This is a genomic window from Streptomyces sp. NBC_01750, from assembly GCF_035918095.1.
Taxonomy (GTDB): Bacteria; Actinomycetota; Actinomycetes; order Streptomycetales; family Streptomycetaceae; genus Streptomyces.
Map to the genome: position 1 here is coordinate 201,913 of NZ_CP109137.1, position 15,085 is coordinate 216,997.

Annotated in this window: 16 protein-coding genes and 3 pseudogenes; 10 read left to right on the forward strand and 9 right to left on the reverse strand. The window is 68.1% G+C overall.

The window, feature by feature from the left end; translation table 11 throughout:
* Positions 1-25 precede the first annotated feature (25 nt).
* The 5 genes from OG966_RS00785 to OG966_RS00805 all read right to left on the reverse strand — a co-directional run bounded on the left by OG966_RS00785 (position 26) and on the right by OG966_RS00805 (position 3,590).
* On the reverse strand, positions 26-1,435 hold the full coding sequence (locus OG966_RS00785; RefSeq protein ID WP_326647348.1) for a serine hydrolase domain-containing protein: 1,410 nt from the start codon (positions 1,433-1,435) through the stop codon (positions 26-28).
* A 99-nt stretch (positions 1,436-1,534) separates the two neighbouring features.
* Entirely contained in the window at positions 1,535-2,098 is a 564-nt protein-coding gene (locus OG966_RS00790; protein WP_326647350.1) for a hypothetical protein, read from the reverse strand.
* Positions 2,095-2,466, reverse strand: a complete 372-nt coding sequence (locus tag OG966_RS00795) for a PadR family transcriptional regulator (RefSeq protein ID WP_326647351.1) — start codon at positions 2,464-2,466, stop codon at positions 2,095-2,097. Before OG966_RS00795 ends, OG966_RS00790 begins: the two co-directional genes overlap by 4 nt.
* 32 nt (positions 2,467-2,498) lie before the next feature.
* Positions 2,499-2,627, reverse strand: coding sequence for a hypothetical protein (locus tag OG966_RS00800; RefSeq protein ID WP_326647352.1), 129 nt, complete (start codon positions 2,625-2,627; stop codon positions 2,499-2,501).
* A gap of 180 nt (positions 2,628-2,807) precedes the next feature.
* A complete protein-coding gene (locus OG966_RS00805; RefSeq protein WP_326647353.1) occupies positions 2,808-3,590 on the reverse strand; it encodes a hypothetical protein in 783 nt (260 codons plus the stop codon).
* Between the two features lie 410 nt (positions 3,591-4,000).
* On the opposite strand from OG966_RS00805, the gene OG966_RS00810 reads away from it, so the two are divergent.
* The 4 genes from OG966_RS00810 (at position 4,001) to OG966_RS00825 (ending at position 5,871) form a co-directional block, all read left to right on the forward strand.
* Entirely contained in the window at positions 4,001-4,231 is a 231-nt protein-coding gene (locus OG966_RS00810; protein WP_326647355.1) for a CbrC family protein, read from the forward strand.
* Complete coding sequence (locus OG966_RS00815; protein WP_326655032.1) at positions 4,170-4,535, forward strand: CbrC family protein; 366 nt, start codon at positions 4,170-4,172, stop codon at positions 4,533-4,535. Before OG966_RS00810 ends, OG966_RS00815 begins: the two co-directional genes overlap by 62 nt.
* A gap of 345 nt (positions 4,536-4,880) precedes the next feature.
* On the forward strand, positions 4,881-5,390 hold the full coding sequence (locus tag OG966_RS00820; RefSeq protein WP_326647356.1) for a GNAT family N-acetyltransferase: 510 nt from the start codon (positions 4,881-4,883) through the stop codon (positions 5,388-5,390).
* A 10-nt stretch (positions 5,391-5,400) separates the two neighbouring features.
* Entirely contained in the window at positions 5,401-5,871 is a 471-nt protein-coding gene (locus OG966_RS00825) for a hypothetical protein (protein WP_326647357.1), read from the forward strand.
* 131 nt (positions 5,872-6,002) lie between these two features.
* Here the strand turns inward: OG966_RS00825 and OG966_RS00830 are convergent, their stop codons facing one another.
* A complete protein-coding gene (locus OG966_RS00830) occupies positions 6,003-6,530 on the reverse strand; it encodes a GNAT family N-acetyltransferase (protein ID WP_326647359.1) in 528 nt (175 codons plus the stop codon).
* A 90-nt stretch (positions 6,531-6,620) separates the two neighbouring features.
* Between OG966_RS00830 and OG966_RS00835 the strand changes: the two are divergent.
* The 4 genes and pseudogenes from OG966_RS00835 to OG966_RS00850 all read left to right on the forward strand — a co-directional run.
* A pseudogene (locus OG966_RS00835) lies at positions 6,621-7,039 on the forward strand (transposase family protein); the annotation flags it as partial.
* A 307-nt stretch (positions 7,040-7,346) separates the two neighbouring features.
* Positions 7,347-8,621 (forward strand): CmpA/NrtA family ABC transporter substrate-binding protein, encoded by a 1,275-nt coding sequence (locus tag OG966_RS00840; protein WP_326647360.1) that lies wholly within the window; start codon positions 7,347-7,349, stop codon positions 8,619-8,621.
* A gap of 490 nt (positions 8,622-9,111) precedes the next feature.
* Entirely contained in the window at positions 9,112-9,528 is a 417-nt protein-coding gene (locus OG966_RS00845; protein WP_326647361.1) for an ABC transporter permease subunit, read from the forward strand.
* Positions 9,525-10,313, forward strand: a complete 789-nt coding sequence (locus tag OG966_RS00850) for an ABC transporter ATP-binding protein (protein ID WP_326647362.1) — start codon at positions 9,525-9,527, stop codon at positions 10,311-10,313. The genes OG966_RS00845 and OG966_RS00850 overlap by 4 nt, the downstream gene beginning before the upstream one ends.
* 597 nt (positions 10,314-10,910) lie before the next feature.
* Here OG966_RS00850 and OG966_RS00855 read toward each other — a convergent pair.
* A complete protein-coding gene (locus tag OG966_RS00855; RefSeq protein WP_326647363.1) occupies positions 10,911-11,090 on the reverse strand; it encodes a hypothetical protein in 180 nt (59 codons plus the stop codon).
* Positions 11,091-11,161: 71 nt separating this feature from the next.
* Positions 11,162-11,788, reverse strand: a complete 627-nt coding sequence (locus tag OG966_RS00860; protein ID WP_326647364.1) for a restriction endonuclease — start codon at positions 11,786-11,788, stop codon at positions 11,162-11,164.
* Positions 11,789-11,870: 82 nt separating this feature from the next.
* On the opposite strand from OG966_RS00860, the pseudogene OG966_RS40615 reads away from it, so the two are divergent.
* Both OG966_RS40615 and OG966_RS40620 read left to right on the forward strand, forming a co-directional pair.
* Positions 11,871-12,395 (forward strand): annotated as a pseudogene (locus OG966_RS40615) (WD40 repeat domain-containing protein); the annotation flags it as partial.
* Between the two features lie 108 nt (positions 12,396-12,503).
* Positions 12,504-12,867 (forward strand): annotated as a pseudogene (locus tag OG966_RS40620) (transposase); the annotation flags it as partial.
* A gap of 127 nt (positions 12,868-12,994) precedes the next feature.
* Here OG966_RS40620 and OG966_RS00865 read toward each other — a convergent pair.
* Positions 12,995-14,503: a serine/threonine-protein kinase gene (locus OG966_RS00865; RefSeq protein WP_326647365.1), complete on the reverse strand. Its 1,509-nt coding sequence runs from the start codon at positions 14,501-14,503 to the stop codon at positions 12,995-12,997.
* Positions 14,504-15,085: the final 582 nt, after the last annotated feature.

Here is a 15,085-nt window from a genome sequence, read left to right on the forward strand (position 1 = left end):
GTACGCGGCAGCGAGGACGGGGCCATCATCCAGACGATGGAGCTGACCAACCAGGCCTCCTGGTTGCGGGGCCGTCAGCCGTTTCCGCCATCCGCCTGGCGGCGGGGGCGCAGTGGCCGCCCGGGGTCCCGCCCGGGTCAGCCGGTGGTGTGCTCCCGCGGGCTCCCGCACAGGACGTAAGCGGCTGCTCTCTCCAATGGCGCCGCGAGGGCCGCGGGGGCGGGGAACATCGTGCTGGCGAGGACGGCGGTCCGTCCGGTCCGTTCGTTCCAGTAGGCCATGTCCTGGTAGCCGAGGATCTCGCCTCCGTGTCCCAGTCGGCGCCGCAGGGGCCCTGGACGCGTTCGATGCCTAGGCCGTGCCGGGTGCCGTTCGGGTCGGCCGGGTCTTCCGCGACCGTCGTCTTCATCTCCTTCAGCATGTGCGGGCTCAGCAGTGCGCCGTGCATCAGGGCCCGGTAGAACCGGCTGAGATCGGCGGCGTTGGAGACCAGTGCACCCGCCGCACAGGCGGCGGACGGATTGAACCCCGTCACGTCGTAAGGCGTGCCGTCCGGCGTCGGGACGAGGTCCGTCGAGATGTAGCCGTGGGCGTGGTAGCCGGATATCCGCCCTGTGCCGATGGGGAATGAGGTGGCCCGAAGTCCCAGGGGCCCGATGATCCTTGCCCGCAGTTCCCGGGCCAGCGGGTGGTGGGTGACGGCTTCGACGAGCAGCCCGGCAACGATGTAGTTGGTGTTGGAGTACTGCCGGCCGGTGCCGGGCGGGAACGAGGCGGGGTGGGATTCGGCGACGGCGACGAGTTCCCGGGGGGTGAAGACCTGGTTGCGCGCCTGGCCCGCCGGCACGCTCGGGTCGTCGGTGTAGTCGAACAGTCCGCTGGTGTGGTTGAGCAGTTGGCGCACCGTGATGCGGTCGCCGTCGGCCAGCAGACCGGACAGCCGACGTCCCACCGGCTCGTCGAGGGCGAGACGTCCGGCCTGGACGAGTTGGAGTATCACCGTGGCCACGAAGGTTTTGGTGAGACTGCCGGCCCGGAAGCGGGCGTCCGGGCGCAGCTTCGCGGCGGTGGCGGTGTCGGCGACACTCGCTGCGGCCTGGTGCACGGCACGCCCGTCGTCCGTCCGGGCGATCACTCCTGGGGCTCCGGCGGCGACCACGTCCGCCAGCATGCCTCGCAGCTCGGCGTAGGCTCCGTCGGCCCCTCGGGTGGTGCCCGGCTGTCCGGCCGTCCCCAGCGCGGGAATTGTGCCGAGCACCAGGGCGCCGGCGCTTAGCAGGGCTACCGCCGCACCGCGGTGAACTCCCCCACGGAGCAGCCGCTCGCGGCCCAGTACCGCTGGGGGGCCGGCGGGGCGTCGGCGCAGGTTGGACATGTCGGCGCCCTTGAGGTGGAGGTGGATACGGCGGTGGAGGTGGGGGCGGCGCGGTGGCATGGCGACTCCAGGTGTGCGGTGCGGAAGGACCGGCGCGGACGCCGTATCGGGTGGTTCGGGTGGTACGGGTGGGCGGGTGGTACGGGTGGTGCCGCGGGCTCACTCCTGGTCTGCGGCGCGAGAGCGTCGGCGCCGCTCCGGTAGGGCTCGCCAGAGCCGGCCGAAGAGCACCGTCCCGACGGCCAGGCCGAGGTAGTCGACCGGAGTGAACGCGCCGCCCAGCGTGCTGGTGCTCTTGCCGTCGGCGAAGGTGAAGGTCATCCCGTCGAACACATAGCCCACCGCGGACCAGTGGAATGTGCCGGTCGCGTGCGGGTCGGCCGCCAGGACGCCGGCCCGGTATCCGGCCGCGCCGGCGTCGTGGAACCAGGTCAGAAAGACCACCGCCGCCAGCAGGAATACCGCCCCGGCGGACCATGCGGGACGCGGCTGCGACTCGCCGTATTCGGCGGCCAGGTATTCGGCGGCGAGCCTGCGTACGCTGCCCAGCCGACGCAGGGCCGTGGCGGTACCGACGTCCGCTGCGGCGTCGTAGAGATTGCCGCGCAGTTCGCGGCGCCTGGCCGTCCTGGAGCGCCATGGCAGGTCCTGGAGGTGATGGTCGAACGTCCATATGACCCGTTCGATGCGCAACTGGTCGGTCCACAGTAGGGAGTTGGTCATTTCTGGACTTCCTCGGAAGGAGGGGCGGGTTGGGTTGGCACGGGGGCAGTGAGCACCGGATTGACCACGGCTGCCAGCGACAGCCAGCTGGCGATTCCCTCCGTCAGGGCGGCGTAACCGGCCTGGGTGGGGCGGTAGTACTTGCGCGCGGGGCCTGACCGGGAGGAGACCAGCCGGGCGCTGACCCGCGCCTCCCGCTCCAGCCGGGCCAGCGCGGGGTAGACGGTGCCGTCGGCGATTCCGCCCAGGCCGACCTCGCGCAGGCGTTGCACCAGCTCGTAACCGTAGGACTCGCGCTCGGCAAGCAAACGCAGCAACAACAAGGACAGGACACCCTTGAGTAGTTGCGGATCATGGGGCGTTGTCACATCATCAGACTAAACCCAGTACTTGGCATTACCTAGTAGTGACCAACGGCAACCCGCTGCGAGACCCCGAGGGATGCCCGCATACTCGCCACCAGGTCCCAGTCGCCATCCACGACCGTCCAGCACGCCACCACGTCTTCCGGCGCCCACTTCTGTCGCACGCCCGCCCCTTGTCGTCGGCCTTCGGGCGCTCACCCGGTCAACCCAACGAGACGCCCCAGCATCAGGAAGCCTGCAGCGGCCAAACCCTCGGAACGTACTGGCGGGTTACTTGGCCCGTGGCGTCCGAGCTGGGACTACCGGGCCGAGATCCCCGCGAGTTCGTGGAAGCTGAAGGTTCTTCAGCGGGAACCGGAGGGTCCGGGGCTGCCATTGTCAGGGGTGGACCGGTGGGTTCGTGGTGAACACGCGGGATCGGCTTCGACGTCGGCTTGGAGAAGCTGGCGGGCGGAGTCCGCGTAGCGGATGGCGGTCTTCTCGTCGATTCCGAAGACGAGCGCGAGGTGGAGCGGGTCGGCGCCGTGGGTGAGGGCCTCTTCGAGCTGACGGTCGACACGGAGCCGTTCGAGAGTGGCGGTGAGGTTGCGGGTGGCCCGGGTGGTGCGAACCCAGGCTTCGACGGCGCGATGAATGCCCGGGGGCATCCCGTCGAGTTTTCGCTCCAACCATCGGTCGACGGCAGGAGCACGGTCGTCGACGAACAGGCCGAGACGGTCGAGAACTTCGGCAATCCGCACGACGGGAAGCCCACAGACGCGCAGGGCCGGGAAGAGCTCGGAGTATCGGATCGACTCACCTTCGCGGAAGCCGGACAGCACGATGACCAGGGCTCGGTTCACGTCGCTGGTGATCCAGCGGCTCCAGCCGCGGGCCTCTCCCAGCGCCCGAGCGGCCTGCCGGGCCCGGATCAGCCAGGGGTTGGCCAGGTCAGCATGGAGTTCCCGGTCGAACCGGTGGAAATCCCGAGAAACGGTGAACAACGTCAGCTGCGTCGATGTCGTCGTCACGCGATGCGGTTCGGGAAGCGGCGTCGGCTTCAGCGGCCGTCGCCCGGCCTTGCCGACCCGCGACCCGCCGTTCTTGGGCCACTGGAGGTTCGCGAAGAACAGCTGTTGGCAGGTCACCTGCCGTAGGTACGGCTCGATCACCGAAGCCTTGCCGCTGGCCTTGATCGCCCAGGTCGCCTGAGCCCGACAGAGTCGGCAGTAGCCGTACTTGTCATCGACCGGGACCTGCCGCCGGCAACCGACGCATGCACCGACGGCGTGTTGCTGGCCGTAGGGTGGGCCTCCAGGAGTTCCTCGATCCGCCCGGCCAACAGTTTCCGCTGGTCAAGCACGGCCGTCAGTGAGCTTGCAAGGCTTGGGACGATCAGCGCGGCCGCCTCCGTGCCCTTGGGCCCGTCCACAGCCTTTCGTGTGTCGGCGAGAAGGCCCAAGTTGGCCGAGCCGTCGCCCATCTTGTCGGTGAAGAGCTGGGCACACTGGTCCCCGTTGGTGACCTGGTTGACGCCGCCGGGGAAGCCTCCGCAGCTGTGAGCGCCAGCCTGCCCTTCTTCCGCTACCACCCCGACCCTCTGGCCAGCGGATCCATCCGCGCGAGCACCGAGGTATGTGCCTGCTGCAACCGCAGCACGGGCTGGATCTACACCGCGACCTTCTACACCGCCCAAGCGACAAACGGGACACTTCTGCCCCTGGCGCATCGCCGACGGCAGCGCCGCCGAACGCTTCGCAGGCGAATTCATGGACAGCTACGGGCTTGACGACGTCAGCGAGGAGACCCTGCACGAGGTCACCCGCCACACCCCTGGCTTCCACGCCTGGCAGGATCCGCACTGGCTCGTCCACTGCCACGACGCGGCCGCCTTCCTCGGCGAGGTCGGCTACACCGAGCTGGCCGCGCACCCCGAGGCCCTCGACGAGCTCCGGCTCGACCTGCGGATGGGCGGCTGGCACGACTCAGCCCGCCTTGAGCACTTCCTGACGCACCTCGGTGAAGGAGCGACCGCCATGCTCTTCCGCTGCACCGTCTGCGGCACCCACCTCGCCTACGCCGACGCCTCATAACCCGCCACCCCACTCGGCCACCGCAAGACCGAGCGGATCATCCCTTCAAAGGATCCGCACCCATCCGCAATCGTGAGCCCTGACGGCAAACCGCGGCCCTCGACGCGCCACCGCCAACCATGCACGAGGTCGTAAGGGTTGTCCCGTAACTGCTGGTCGTCACTGATGGCGCTTCATGAAAACGGCCACCCCCTGCTTGGGCTGGCCTTCAGAGTTGCTCGCCCTGATGCCCCACATGGACGAGGGCTGTGAGACGTTGCGGCGGCCGCGGATTTCACCACGTGGCGGGGGCCTGCACGCGAAATCCTCTGGTCCGTAGGCTCCTTGGGGTGATCGGATAGGCGCATGAGTCATCCTCGTAACGGAATGTCCGAGGTTGTCGTGCCAGTCCTCGTCCGTGACCTGACGCCCACTGATCTGCCGGCCTGTACGTGGTCCGGTTCGACCGCCCATCTGACGCAGGTGGAACGGGAGTTGGTGCGCGCGGCAGCGGGGGATGTGGACTATCTGGCGGTGTGCACCCCGGCCGATGTTCCGGTGGCGATCGGAGGCATCGACTACCAGGTCACGGCCGGCGTAGGCACACTCTGGCAGCTCGGGGTACTCCCGGCCCTGCAGTCGTGTGGTCTGGGCACCATGCTCATCCGGGCCGCGGAGGACCGCATCAGGTCACGCGGCCTGCACAGGGCCGAGCTCGCGGTGGAGGAGATCAATCCACGGGCCCGGGCCCTGTACGAGCGACTGGGCTACCTGGCCCACGGTCGCCGACCGGACGCCTGGGACGTCCAGGCGCCGGACGGCTCACTGCTCCGGTACGAGACCATGTGCACGCTGATGCACAAGGACTTGTCGTAGGGGGCGCCGCGTGGTGATGGAAGTGTGGGCACCGATCTTTTCACTCGCAGGCGTCGCCCTCGGCGGCGGCCTGACGGCGCTCTCCCAGCGCGCCACTCAGCGCTCCGCCGAACGGCTGGAGGAACGCCGCCAGGCAGCGGCCACCAGCGAGGCGCGCCGAGCAGAGCAGATGCAGGCGATCAAGGACTTCATCGCCTGCGCCCAGGATGCCGAACGGGCGGCCTACAGCCGTCCCGAGGCTTGGGGCGATGACGAAGACTGGAACAGTGCCGCTTCCGGTGCCATGACCAGGCTCTGGATCGCTGAACGTCACCTCGTGCTGCTCAGCGACGCGGACCTGCACGCCCCTGTGCACACATACGGTCGGGCACTCAACCAGGCGGTGTGGCGAGAGATCGGCGACGTCGAGGTCAACGAGCACCTCGAGGAACACAAGATCGCCTTCATGGCCGCAGCACGCGCGAGCCTCGCCTCCCCTTGAGTCCAAGCAACCTAGGTGGGACCCCTCCGTTCAGGAGCCGCCAAGACGAGCGGCCTCCGACGTCCGTCTCGAAACCCTGAGCAGTTGGGGAACGAAGAGCGACACTGGCCGGATTTCACAGGTTTCCATCATCACTGGAGAGCGACGCGCAGGTCCCGGATGTACCAGTGGAACCGTGTGCCGTCTTTGCTGTGCAGCTGCTTGCCGGGGGTGAATCCTGCCCGCCGCGCGACGGCGGCGGATGCGGGATTCTCCGGCTCCACCTGGATCACCGCCTCCTCCCCACCCTCACTGGCTGCGTACTGGGACGCCAGGAGGACCGCGCGGGTAGCCAGGCCACGCCCCCTCCAGGACGGATAGAGGCCGTAGGCGACATTCACCTGGCCGGGAGCCAAGCCCTCCCCTGTGAACCGCAAGTCGATGGTCCCCGCGAGCGCCTCGTCGGCGCCTACCCGGATGCCAAAAGCGCGGAGCGGCCCGGCAGTGTCCCACTGTTCCCAGCAGTGCTGGAAGTACGCTTCAACGCCCTCGCGCGTGCCGGGACCACCGTTGAGCCAGCGAACCAGCAGCTCATCCTCCCCTGTGAGATGCGCCTTCACATCGTCCAGGCACAGCGGCGACAGAGTGATGATCCCGTCGGACAGCTTCACTTCATGCATCCGCCGATTCTTGACGCCGAAGCTGCGTCGAACCAGCGGATTCCGCGAGACGTCGCCCAGAGCTACCCCACCACAGGGGATGATCTTGGCGTGGCTGGTGTGATCACGGCGTCGGCGCCGTCTTGGACAGCCCCGTTCACCGGGCTGAGTCCGCGCTGCTTCGGCAAGTTGCTGACCGCACTGCGGCGCGAAGACGCGGATGCGGTCCGCGGGGGACGACCGTGGAGCCTGCCGTTGGAAGACCGGGTCCTGCCGGTCACTGCGTACTGGCGCACAAACCTGACGCTGCGGCAGCTCGCCCCTCTGTTCGCCTCTCGAAGTCCGCGGCCGACCGCATCATCGACCATCTCGGGCCAGCACTCGCACTCCAGCTCCGCAAGCGGTTTCGCGGGGACACCGTCCTGATCGTCGACGGCACCCTGGTCCCCACCCGCGACCATGCTGTGGCGGCACAGTCGAAGAATTACCGGTACTCCACCAACCACCAGGTGGTCATCGACGCCGTAACGCATCGCGATGACACCAGCTCAATGACCCGAGACGACGATCTGGGCTGTTTCCCACTCAATCGTAGAGATCTCAGCTCAGACGCCCTTGGCCCAACGGGGCCGTTCCGGGAACTCGCAGCGGTCGTCGACGGCGGCATGGGGGTAGCGCAGCCGACCCCGGAGCGGGTCTCGCGGGCCGCCTGGCAGCCAGGCCCAGCACAGGTGCCCATAGCCGTTCTGCAAGCCTCCGGCAAGTCACGGCTCGTTTCTTCCGCCTCACACTGCGTTCCTGCGCGGCTGCGAGAAGTGTGATTTACATCCTTGACACATGCACAATTCCTTCGTCTCTGTGGGCCCCTACTTTCTGGCCATGGATAACAACCTCGGACGCAGAGGATTCCTGCGTCTTACCGGAACAGCAGCCGTCACTGCCTCGCTTGGCGGTGCCCTCACCGCGTGCGGAATGGCCGACAAGAAGTCCACATCGGCAAAGCCCGGCCGTACCGTGAGACTTGGGTTCATCGCGTTGACTGACTGTGCGCCGCTGGTCATGGCGCAGGAACTCGGGTACTTCGCCGAGCGCGACCTCAACGTTGAGTTGATCAAGCAGGCCTCGTGGCCGGCTACCCGGGACAACCTGCTCAACGGGCAGATCGATGCCGCTCATGCCCTTTTCAGCCTCCCCCTGTCCGTTGCGTCAAAGATCGCCGGCAAGGGCTCCACCGACCTCAAGATCGCTATGGTGCTCAGCAACAACGGCCAGGCCATCACCCTCAAGAAGGACTTCGCGGACGCTGGCTACGGGGACCTCGGTGCCGCCCGTGCCCTGCTGGAGAGAAAGGCGCCGACGCTGGCCATGACCTTCCCCGGCGGCACGCACGACACCTGGCTGCGCTACTGGCTGAAAGCCACCAAGGCCGACCAGTCAAAGGTGAAGATCGTTCCGATCCCGCCGCCGCAGATGGTTGCCAACATGAAGGTCGGCAACATGGACGGCTACTGCGTCGGCGAGCCCTGGAACGCCGTCGCCGTCCAGCAGGGCATCGGCTTCACCCACCTGACCACTCAGGACATCTGGCAGCACCACCCCGAGAAGGCCCTGGTGACGAACGCCAAGTTCGCCACGGAGAAGAAGGACGTGCTGGCCGACGTCATGGCGGCGGTCCTCAAGGCCGCCAAGTGGCTCGACAACCTGGACAACCGCGCCAAGGCCGCCCAGACGATCGGCTCCCCGAAGTACGTCAAGGCGGCGCCGAAGGACATCGAGGGCCGGCTGCTCGGCACCTACGAACTGGGGGCCGACCTGGGCGAGAAGAAGTTCAGCGGCGACCAGATGATGTTCTTCCGCGACGGCAAGACCTCCGCGCCACGGCGCGCGCACGCGATCTGGTTCCTGAGCCAGTACCAGCGCTTCGGACTGGTGAAGGGCGACCTGCCCTACACCAAGATCGCTGACGAGATCATCCTGCGCGACCTGTACGAGGAGGTCGCGCAGAAGGAGGGCATCGACGTCCCGAACGACGACATGAGCCCGTTCCACGTGAAGCTCGACGGCACCACCTTCGACCCTGCAAAGGCACAGGAGGAGGCGAAGCGGGCATGACCAGTTCGCTGACACCTACGGACCAGACGGACCAGACGGAACCGGCTGTGGCGACCGACGCCCAGCCGGGGCCGCCTGGCCCCCCCCGCCGCCTCCCGGGCGCCCACCACGGGCGCCCGGGGCGGCCGACTCGCAGAGCTGGCCCGCGGCTTCGGATGGGCCGTGCTCGGTACCGCCGTGGTCGTGCTGCTCTGGCAGCTGGCCGCAACCCGCTCGGCCGACGTCCCGGCCCCGCTCGACGGGGCCCGGACGCTGATCGACCTGCTGTCGGACCCGTTCTACGACAACGGCCCGAACGACAAGGGCGTAGGCCTCCACCTGGGCACATCGCTGCAGCGCGTGTTCACCGGCTTCGCCCTGGCCGCCGTGTTCGGCGTCCTGGCGGGCCTGCTGATCGGCGCGAACCGCCGGGCCTGGCTTGCGTTCAACCCGGTGATCCAGGTCCTGCGGCCGGTGTCGCCGCTGGCGTGGTTCCCGATCTGGAATCGCCGTGTTCAAGGACGCGCCCCAGGCCTCGGTGTTCGTCATCTTCATCACGGCACTGTGGCCCACCCTGATCAACACCGCGGCCGGCGCCGCACAGATCCCGCAGGATCACCGCAACGTCGCGCGGGTCTTCCGCTTCGGCCGCATCGCCTATATGAGGCATGTGCTCATACCCAACGCCCTGCCGTCGATCATCACCGGTCTGCGGCTGTCGATGGGCATCGCCTGGATGGTCATCGTGGCGGTGGAGATGCTCTCCGGCAACTCGGGCATCGGGTTCTTCGTCTGGGACTCGTACAACGCCGGCAACCTCAGCTCGGTCGTCGCCGCGATCGTCCTCATCGGGCTTGTCGGTCTGATCCTTGACGCGATCCTCGTACGGCTCTCGCGCAAGGCCGCCATCGAGGAGGTTCAGTCGTGACCGTCGAGATCCGCGGACTGCACAAAACGTTCCAGCGGAGGGGAGCGCCCGCGCAGCATGTGCTGAGGGGTGTGGACCTGACCGTCGAGGAAGGGGAGTTCGTCTCCTTCATCGGCCACTCCGGCTGCGGCAAGTCGACGCTGCTCAATTTGGTCGGCGGCCTGGTCCGTCCCGACGAGGGCGAGATCGTCGTGGACGGCAAGCGGGTGACCGGGCCGGGGCCCGAGCGGGCGATGGTCTTCCAGAACTACTCGCTGCTGCCCCGGCTGAGTCTGCTCGCCAATGTGCGCGAGGCCGTCCGGGCGGCACGCCCGGACTGGTCACGGGCCAAGGCAGACGAGATGGTGGAGCGTTATCTGACCGCCGTCGGGCTGTGGGAGCACCGCGAGAAGCGCCCGGGCCAGGTGTCGGGCGGCATGGCTCAGCGCGCGGCGGTCGCCAGGGCCTTCGCCGTGGGGCCCCGGACCCTGTTGCTGGATGAGCCTTTCGGTGCGCTGGACGCGCTCACCCGCTCGCGACTGCAGCAGCAGCTCGTCGAGCTGTGGGGCAACGAGTCGGAGACCGAGAAGGTACTCATGGTCACGCACGGGCTCGATGAGGCGATCCTGCTCGCCGACCGGATCGTGGTCATGTCCAACCCGCCGCAGCCGTCGGTACGGACGATCATCCCGGTGCCGATCCCCCGTCCTCGGGACCGTGCGACGATCACCAACGACCCGGCATACGCCAGTACTCAGGAGCAGTTGGCCGAACTGCTGCTCTCCGACCAGGCGGCGGTCGCCTAACCCCGGCCGGCCGTTCTACACATCTATCGGGTTCTCGGTAGGTGTGAGGTGGCCTCGGGCGGTGGTCTCAGCCTGCTCAACGCCTCCAGGCAGGCTGAGATCACCGCCCGAGGCCACCTCACACCCCTTCCCTGCAACAAGCTCCTTCGCAGGGACAAGCGGCTGGATCACCCGTTCCAGGCCCCTGGTCCGGAACGGCCGTAATCCTCACGACGAAGTCTCAATGACCGGCACCAATACGTGACGGCGCATCTGGGGCAGCCTCGTCAACCACTTGGAGCCCGGCCCAACACGAGATCAACTTTTCCGGTGGAACGAGACCCGCCGACTCCTGCCCTGACTGACTGGTGCCAATGCTGAGAGTCTCGGTGTGGGTCTGCGGCGAGACGAGCGCCCTCAGCGTCGCCTCGGTGACGTCGTCCCGTGAATCAGGTCGCGGACCTGGTGGCCTCTTCCGCCGTTAAGTGGAGGGCCAGGCCGAGCTCGGCCCGTGCGGCGAACCATGCCACCATCCACGAGCGCGAGCCCTGCTTGATCGTTTGCGGTTCGCATCCCGACCCGCCAAGGCCGGTCCGAGCGTCTTGGCCCTGCTCCTGCTCAGCCGGGTTCATGACCGCGGACGGGTGCATGCGGCCCTTCGGCGACGAGTGCCAGGCGCAGACACACCTCGGCGACGCCGACGAGCTCCTGGCGGACGGGCTCGGCGACCACGTCCCCGAATGGGTCGCGTACTTCAACGGCGCCGAGCACGCCGGCGCCCGCGCGGTCTCCGCCCACGACCTCACCGCACTCGGTCGTGGCCGACGGCCCGCGAGCACCCACTCCGAGGATCCCGGCCGCCGTGTTGCCTACCCGTATGTCTTCTTCCAACGCTCCCAGTGCCGACGGTCACCCTGTCCCAATCCGTTCACCGCGCTCAAGGACAGCAGAGATGCCCCGCTGTTCCACAGGCCGAGGTGGTCACGATGGACGGCGATGATCTCGTTGTCCGACGCGAACCGCTCGGCCGGTGCGCTGAAGTAGGTGGTGGCCACGAAGATCGCCACATCAGCCTTGAAATGCATCTTCGCCCCGAGCAGGTCACGGACCTCGCGGCTGGGAATCTTGTTCTTGGGCGTGTAGCGCTTGCACTGGATCACCATGCTCCGGCCGTCGGGCAGGCGCCCCCGGACGTCGGCGCCGTTGTCGTGAGAGCCACCGACCCGCCGTACCTCGGAGCATCCGTCCCGCCGGCACAGGTCCACGACGAAGTCCTCGAACTCCGTCCCCGTCATCGCGTCGACCTCTGCGAGGGAGAGGCTGCGATGCCCGGCCCTCACCGCCTCGTCGTGGCGCCACCCCCGGTCCCCCCGCTTGATGAGGCGGTCCGTCCGCCACAGCCACCACCCGCCAGCGGCGACCCCGCCAAGAACGAACGCACCGACGAGGTACGGCCAGATCGCTGCCCAGAACACCACCAGCAGGACGACGGTCACTCCCCCACCAATGGCGCCGACCTTGAGCTGTTGCCGGCGACGCTTCCGTGCAGTTGTCCCTCGTCGCTTCCGTGCCGCTGACATGGTCCTCCCCCGTTTCAGAGCAGCAGTCTCGGGAATTCCCGCAGGCATCGATAAGGGCGCCGATCGGGCCAATGGCCGATACAAGTCGCTTGACCGCCAGGAACGGCTCCGGTCCGCCCCCTGGTTGGCCTGGCGCGGCTGCTTGTGTGCGTATGGCTGCGGGCACCGCAGTGCGTCACGGTGTGGTGGGAAGAGCCCAGCTGGGTCCGTCGATGTCTGCGACGGACTCGCGATCGCATCGGACGGCAGCTGGTTCGCCACCGTCAGCGGGCGGACGGTCCGCCTCTGGGACCGGGCAATGGGCCAGTCCACCGCCGCCCTGCCCCACTCACAGGACGTCAGATCCGTGGCGATCGCGCCGGACGGCCGATGGATCGCCGCCACGAGCGGCTTTACCGTGCAACTCTGGGATCGGGCCACCGGGGAGATCACCGCGACGCTATCGAGGCACGTCGCGGAGGTGGGCACGGTGGCGATCGCGCCGAACGGCCACCGGCTCCTCTCTTCGAGCGGAAGCGCGCTGCGGGTCTGGGATCGGCTAACCGGCGATATGACCGCCTCCTTGGAACACACCATGTACGTGAGCGATGCGGCGATTGCACCGAATGGTGACTGGATCGCCACCGTCAGCGGCCGGACGGGGTTCCGCGAGTGTCTCGCCGGGTTACTGCTGCCGCGGGACCGCAACAAGACGCTGACCTGCCTGGCCGGGACGGAGCCTGTGGTCGGTGCCCAGCATGCGGCTGTACAGCGGCTGCAGTTGTTCCTGTCCGAGTCGACGTGGGACGTGGAGAAGGTCAACGCCCGGCGCGTGGAATTGCTCCTGGCGGATCCTGCCACGGCCCGCACGCAGGCGGGTGCTGGTGATCGACGATTCCGGAGACCGCTAGGACGGCAATCCCACCGCCCACGTGGGCAAGGAGTACCTGGACTCGGTCGGGAAGTTCGACCGTGGCGTCGTCACGGTGACCACCTGCTGGGCCGACGAGCGCGTCTAATACCCGCTGCACGCCAAACGTTCGAAGCGACGGAGCAGCCCGCGCTCGAGCGGGACAACTGCCTGCGGGCGGATGGCTCATGCGACGGGACGGCAGTTGCGGCTCCGGGGCCATCGGAGCACGGTCAGTTGGCGGAGCTCCGGAAGGAGCGCAGGAAGACGCCCAGCGCGCCCCGGTTTGCGGCGTCGTTCCAGTTGTCGGCCGGGGTCGTCCAGCGCAAGGAGAAGCCACGGCCGGAGCCGATGAGGAAACCGCGGCCGAGCGTGCGCTCGCGGACACCGGTGTCCTCGGAGAACCACTCCATGTCCGCTGCGTCGAGGCCACGGTAGTCGGCGGCGCGGATGTCGCCCAGCCGCTCGTAGTCGACGAACACCCGCTTCAGGGACGGCTCCAGTGCCCGCCACACTGCGACGGGGTCCGGTCCGAGCCGCTCGCTGTAGGTGATCGCCAGCGTGCGAGGGTCGCCGGACGCGCCGAACGTGACGCGGTAGGACGCATCGGCTGAACCGCTGCGGTCGAGCGGCTTCCACCCGGTGGGCAGGTTGATGGAGAACCCCTCCGGAGCCTCGTAGTTGTAGAAAGAGCTAGGGTCGGCGGTTCCGCTGGGGGCCGGTCGGGACGGCGTGGGATCCGACGCGGAGGGGCCGTCGTCCGATCCTCCGGTCAGGGCGAGGGTGGTGAGCGAGACCCCGACCATGGCCAGCGCCAGGACCTTGAGGAGGGCGGGCCGACCGACTGTTCGTCTGCTCCACACCCGCCCGGTCCGCCGGACGGCAGCGTACGCGTCGCGTAGGCAGGGGAGCGGCGCCGCCTGTTTTGGTTCCTCGGGATCCTCGCGCAGGATGCGGGTGAACGCCGCGCGGACCACCGGCGCGGGCAGGCGCTCCTGCGGGTCCCTGCGGAGCAGCCCCTGGATGGCAGGGCCGAGCAACCCCGCGCTCCGCGGGGGCCGGAAGGGCCGCAGGTCAACCGCTCGCAGCGTCGCCTCGACCGGTCCACGGTCCGGGACAGGCGGACGCCCCTCTACCATCATGTACAAGATTGCCCCAAGTGCCCACAGATCTGACGCGGGTTCCGTGCCCTCGCCGCGGGCTTGCTCGGGAGAGGCGTACGACGGCGCGGTAACGCGTGGGGCCGACGCGTTCCCCAGCAGCCCGAAGCCGGCAACCAGCGTTCCGCCGTCCTTGCGCACAAAAACTTGCCCGGGGCTGAGATCGCCGTGCGTGATGCCTTCACGATGGGCCGCCGCGAGAACGTCGAGGATCTCCAGGCCTATGCGGGCAGCGCGGACGTAGTTGACCGGGCCTCGCGACAGGAGGTCGCTGAGGGGAGCGCCCTCAATCCGATCCATGACCGTCCACACGGCGCCGTTCTCCTCCAGGACGTCGAGGACAGTGGCCGCCCGGCCGGGACAGGTCAGCTCCATGGCTTCGGACTCACGCAGAATCCGAGCGGCGCGGCGTGCACCGGTGGCCTGACCTGGCCGCGCCTCCATCAAGGAAACCGGCCGTCCGAACCGGACGTCCTGACCGTGCCAGCCGGTGCGGCCTTCCTCACGGTGTACGACCTCCTGGGGCCAATAGCGTCCGGCGATCAACTCCTGCGTGGTGGCTTGCCCTTCGGTCACTGTCATCCCTTGCTGCGCGCCGGTCTCTCGCCTTTCTCAGTTGTACGGCGGGACCGACCGCGGATGTTCAACGCGTACGCGATTTGGGGGCCGGATCTTCGTCCGCCGCAGCCCAAAGGCGAAGCTGTTGTGCCGGCACAGCCTGCCGGAGAAGTTCGACCTCGGGCAGGCCGCGGACCGGCCGGTTGTACCTGGATGTGCCCACCTGCCGGCTCCTTGTTGCTGCGCGTCACGACTCCTACCGCTCTCTCCCGCACCGGCCGACGTTGTGCCTTCCTCGCTTCCAATCCCAGCCGACCAAGGTCAAAGGGCGAGTTGAAGATCTGCCCGCCCTGGATCCTTGGCACAGGGTCTGGACAAGGCCCGGCGTGCAGCATGACGTCAAGCCAGTCGAGTTCCTTGAGGCTCTCGACTTGATTGACGGTGTGGTTGCGCCACCGGTGCGCACGCTCTGCGGCGAACACGCCCGGGCCGCCGGCGCGGGTGGCCTGGGCGCCGAGTCCTTCGTGTCTTTTCATCAGGCGGGGCAGCACGCCCTCGGAGGAGGAGGTGCCTGGAACCGCGCCGGAGTGGTCACCTACATCCGTG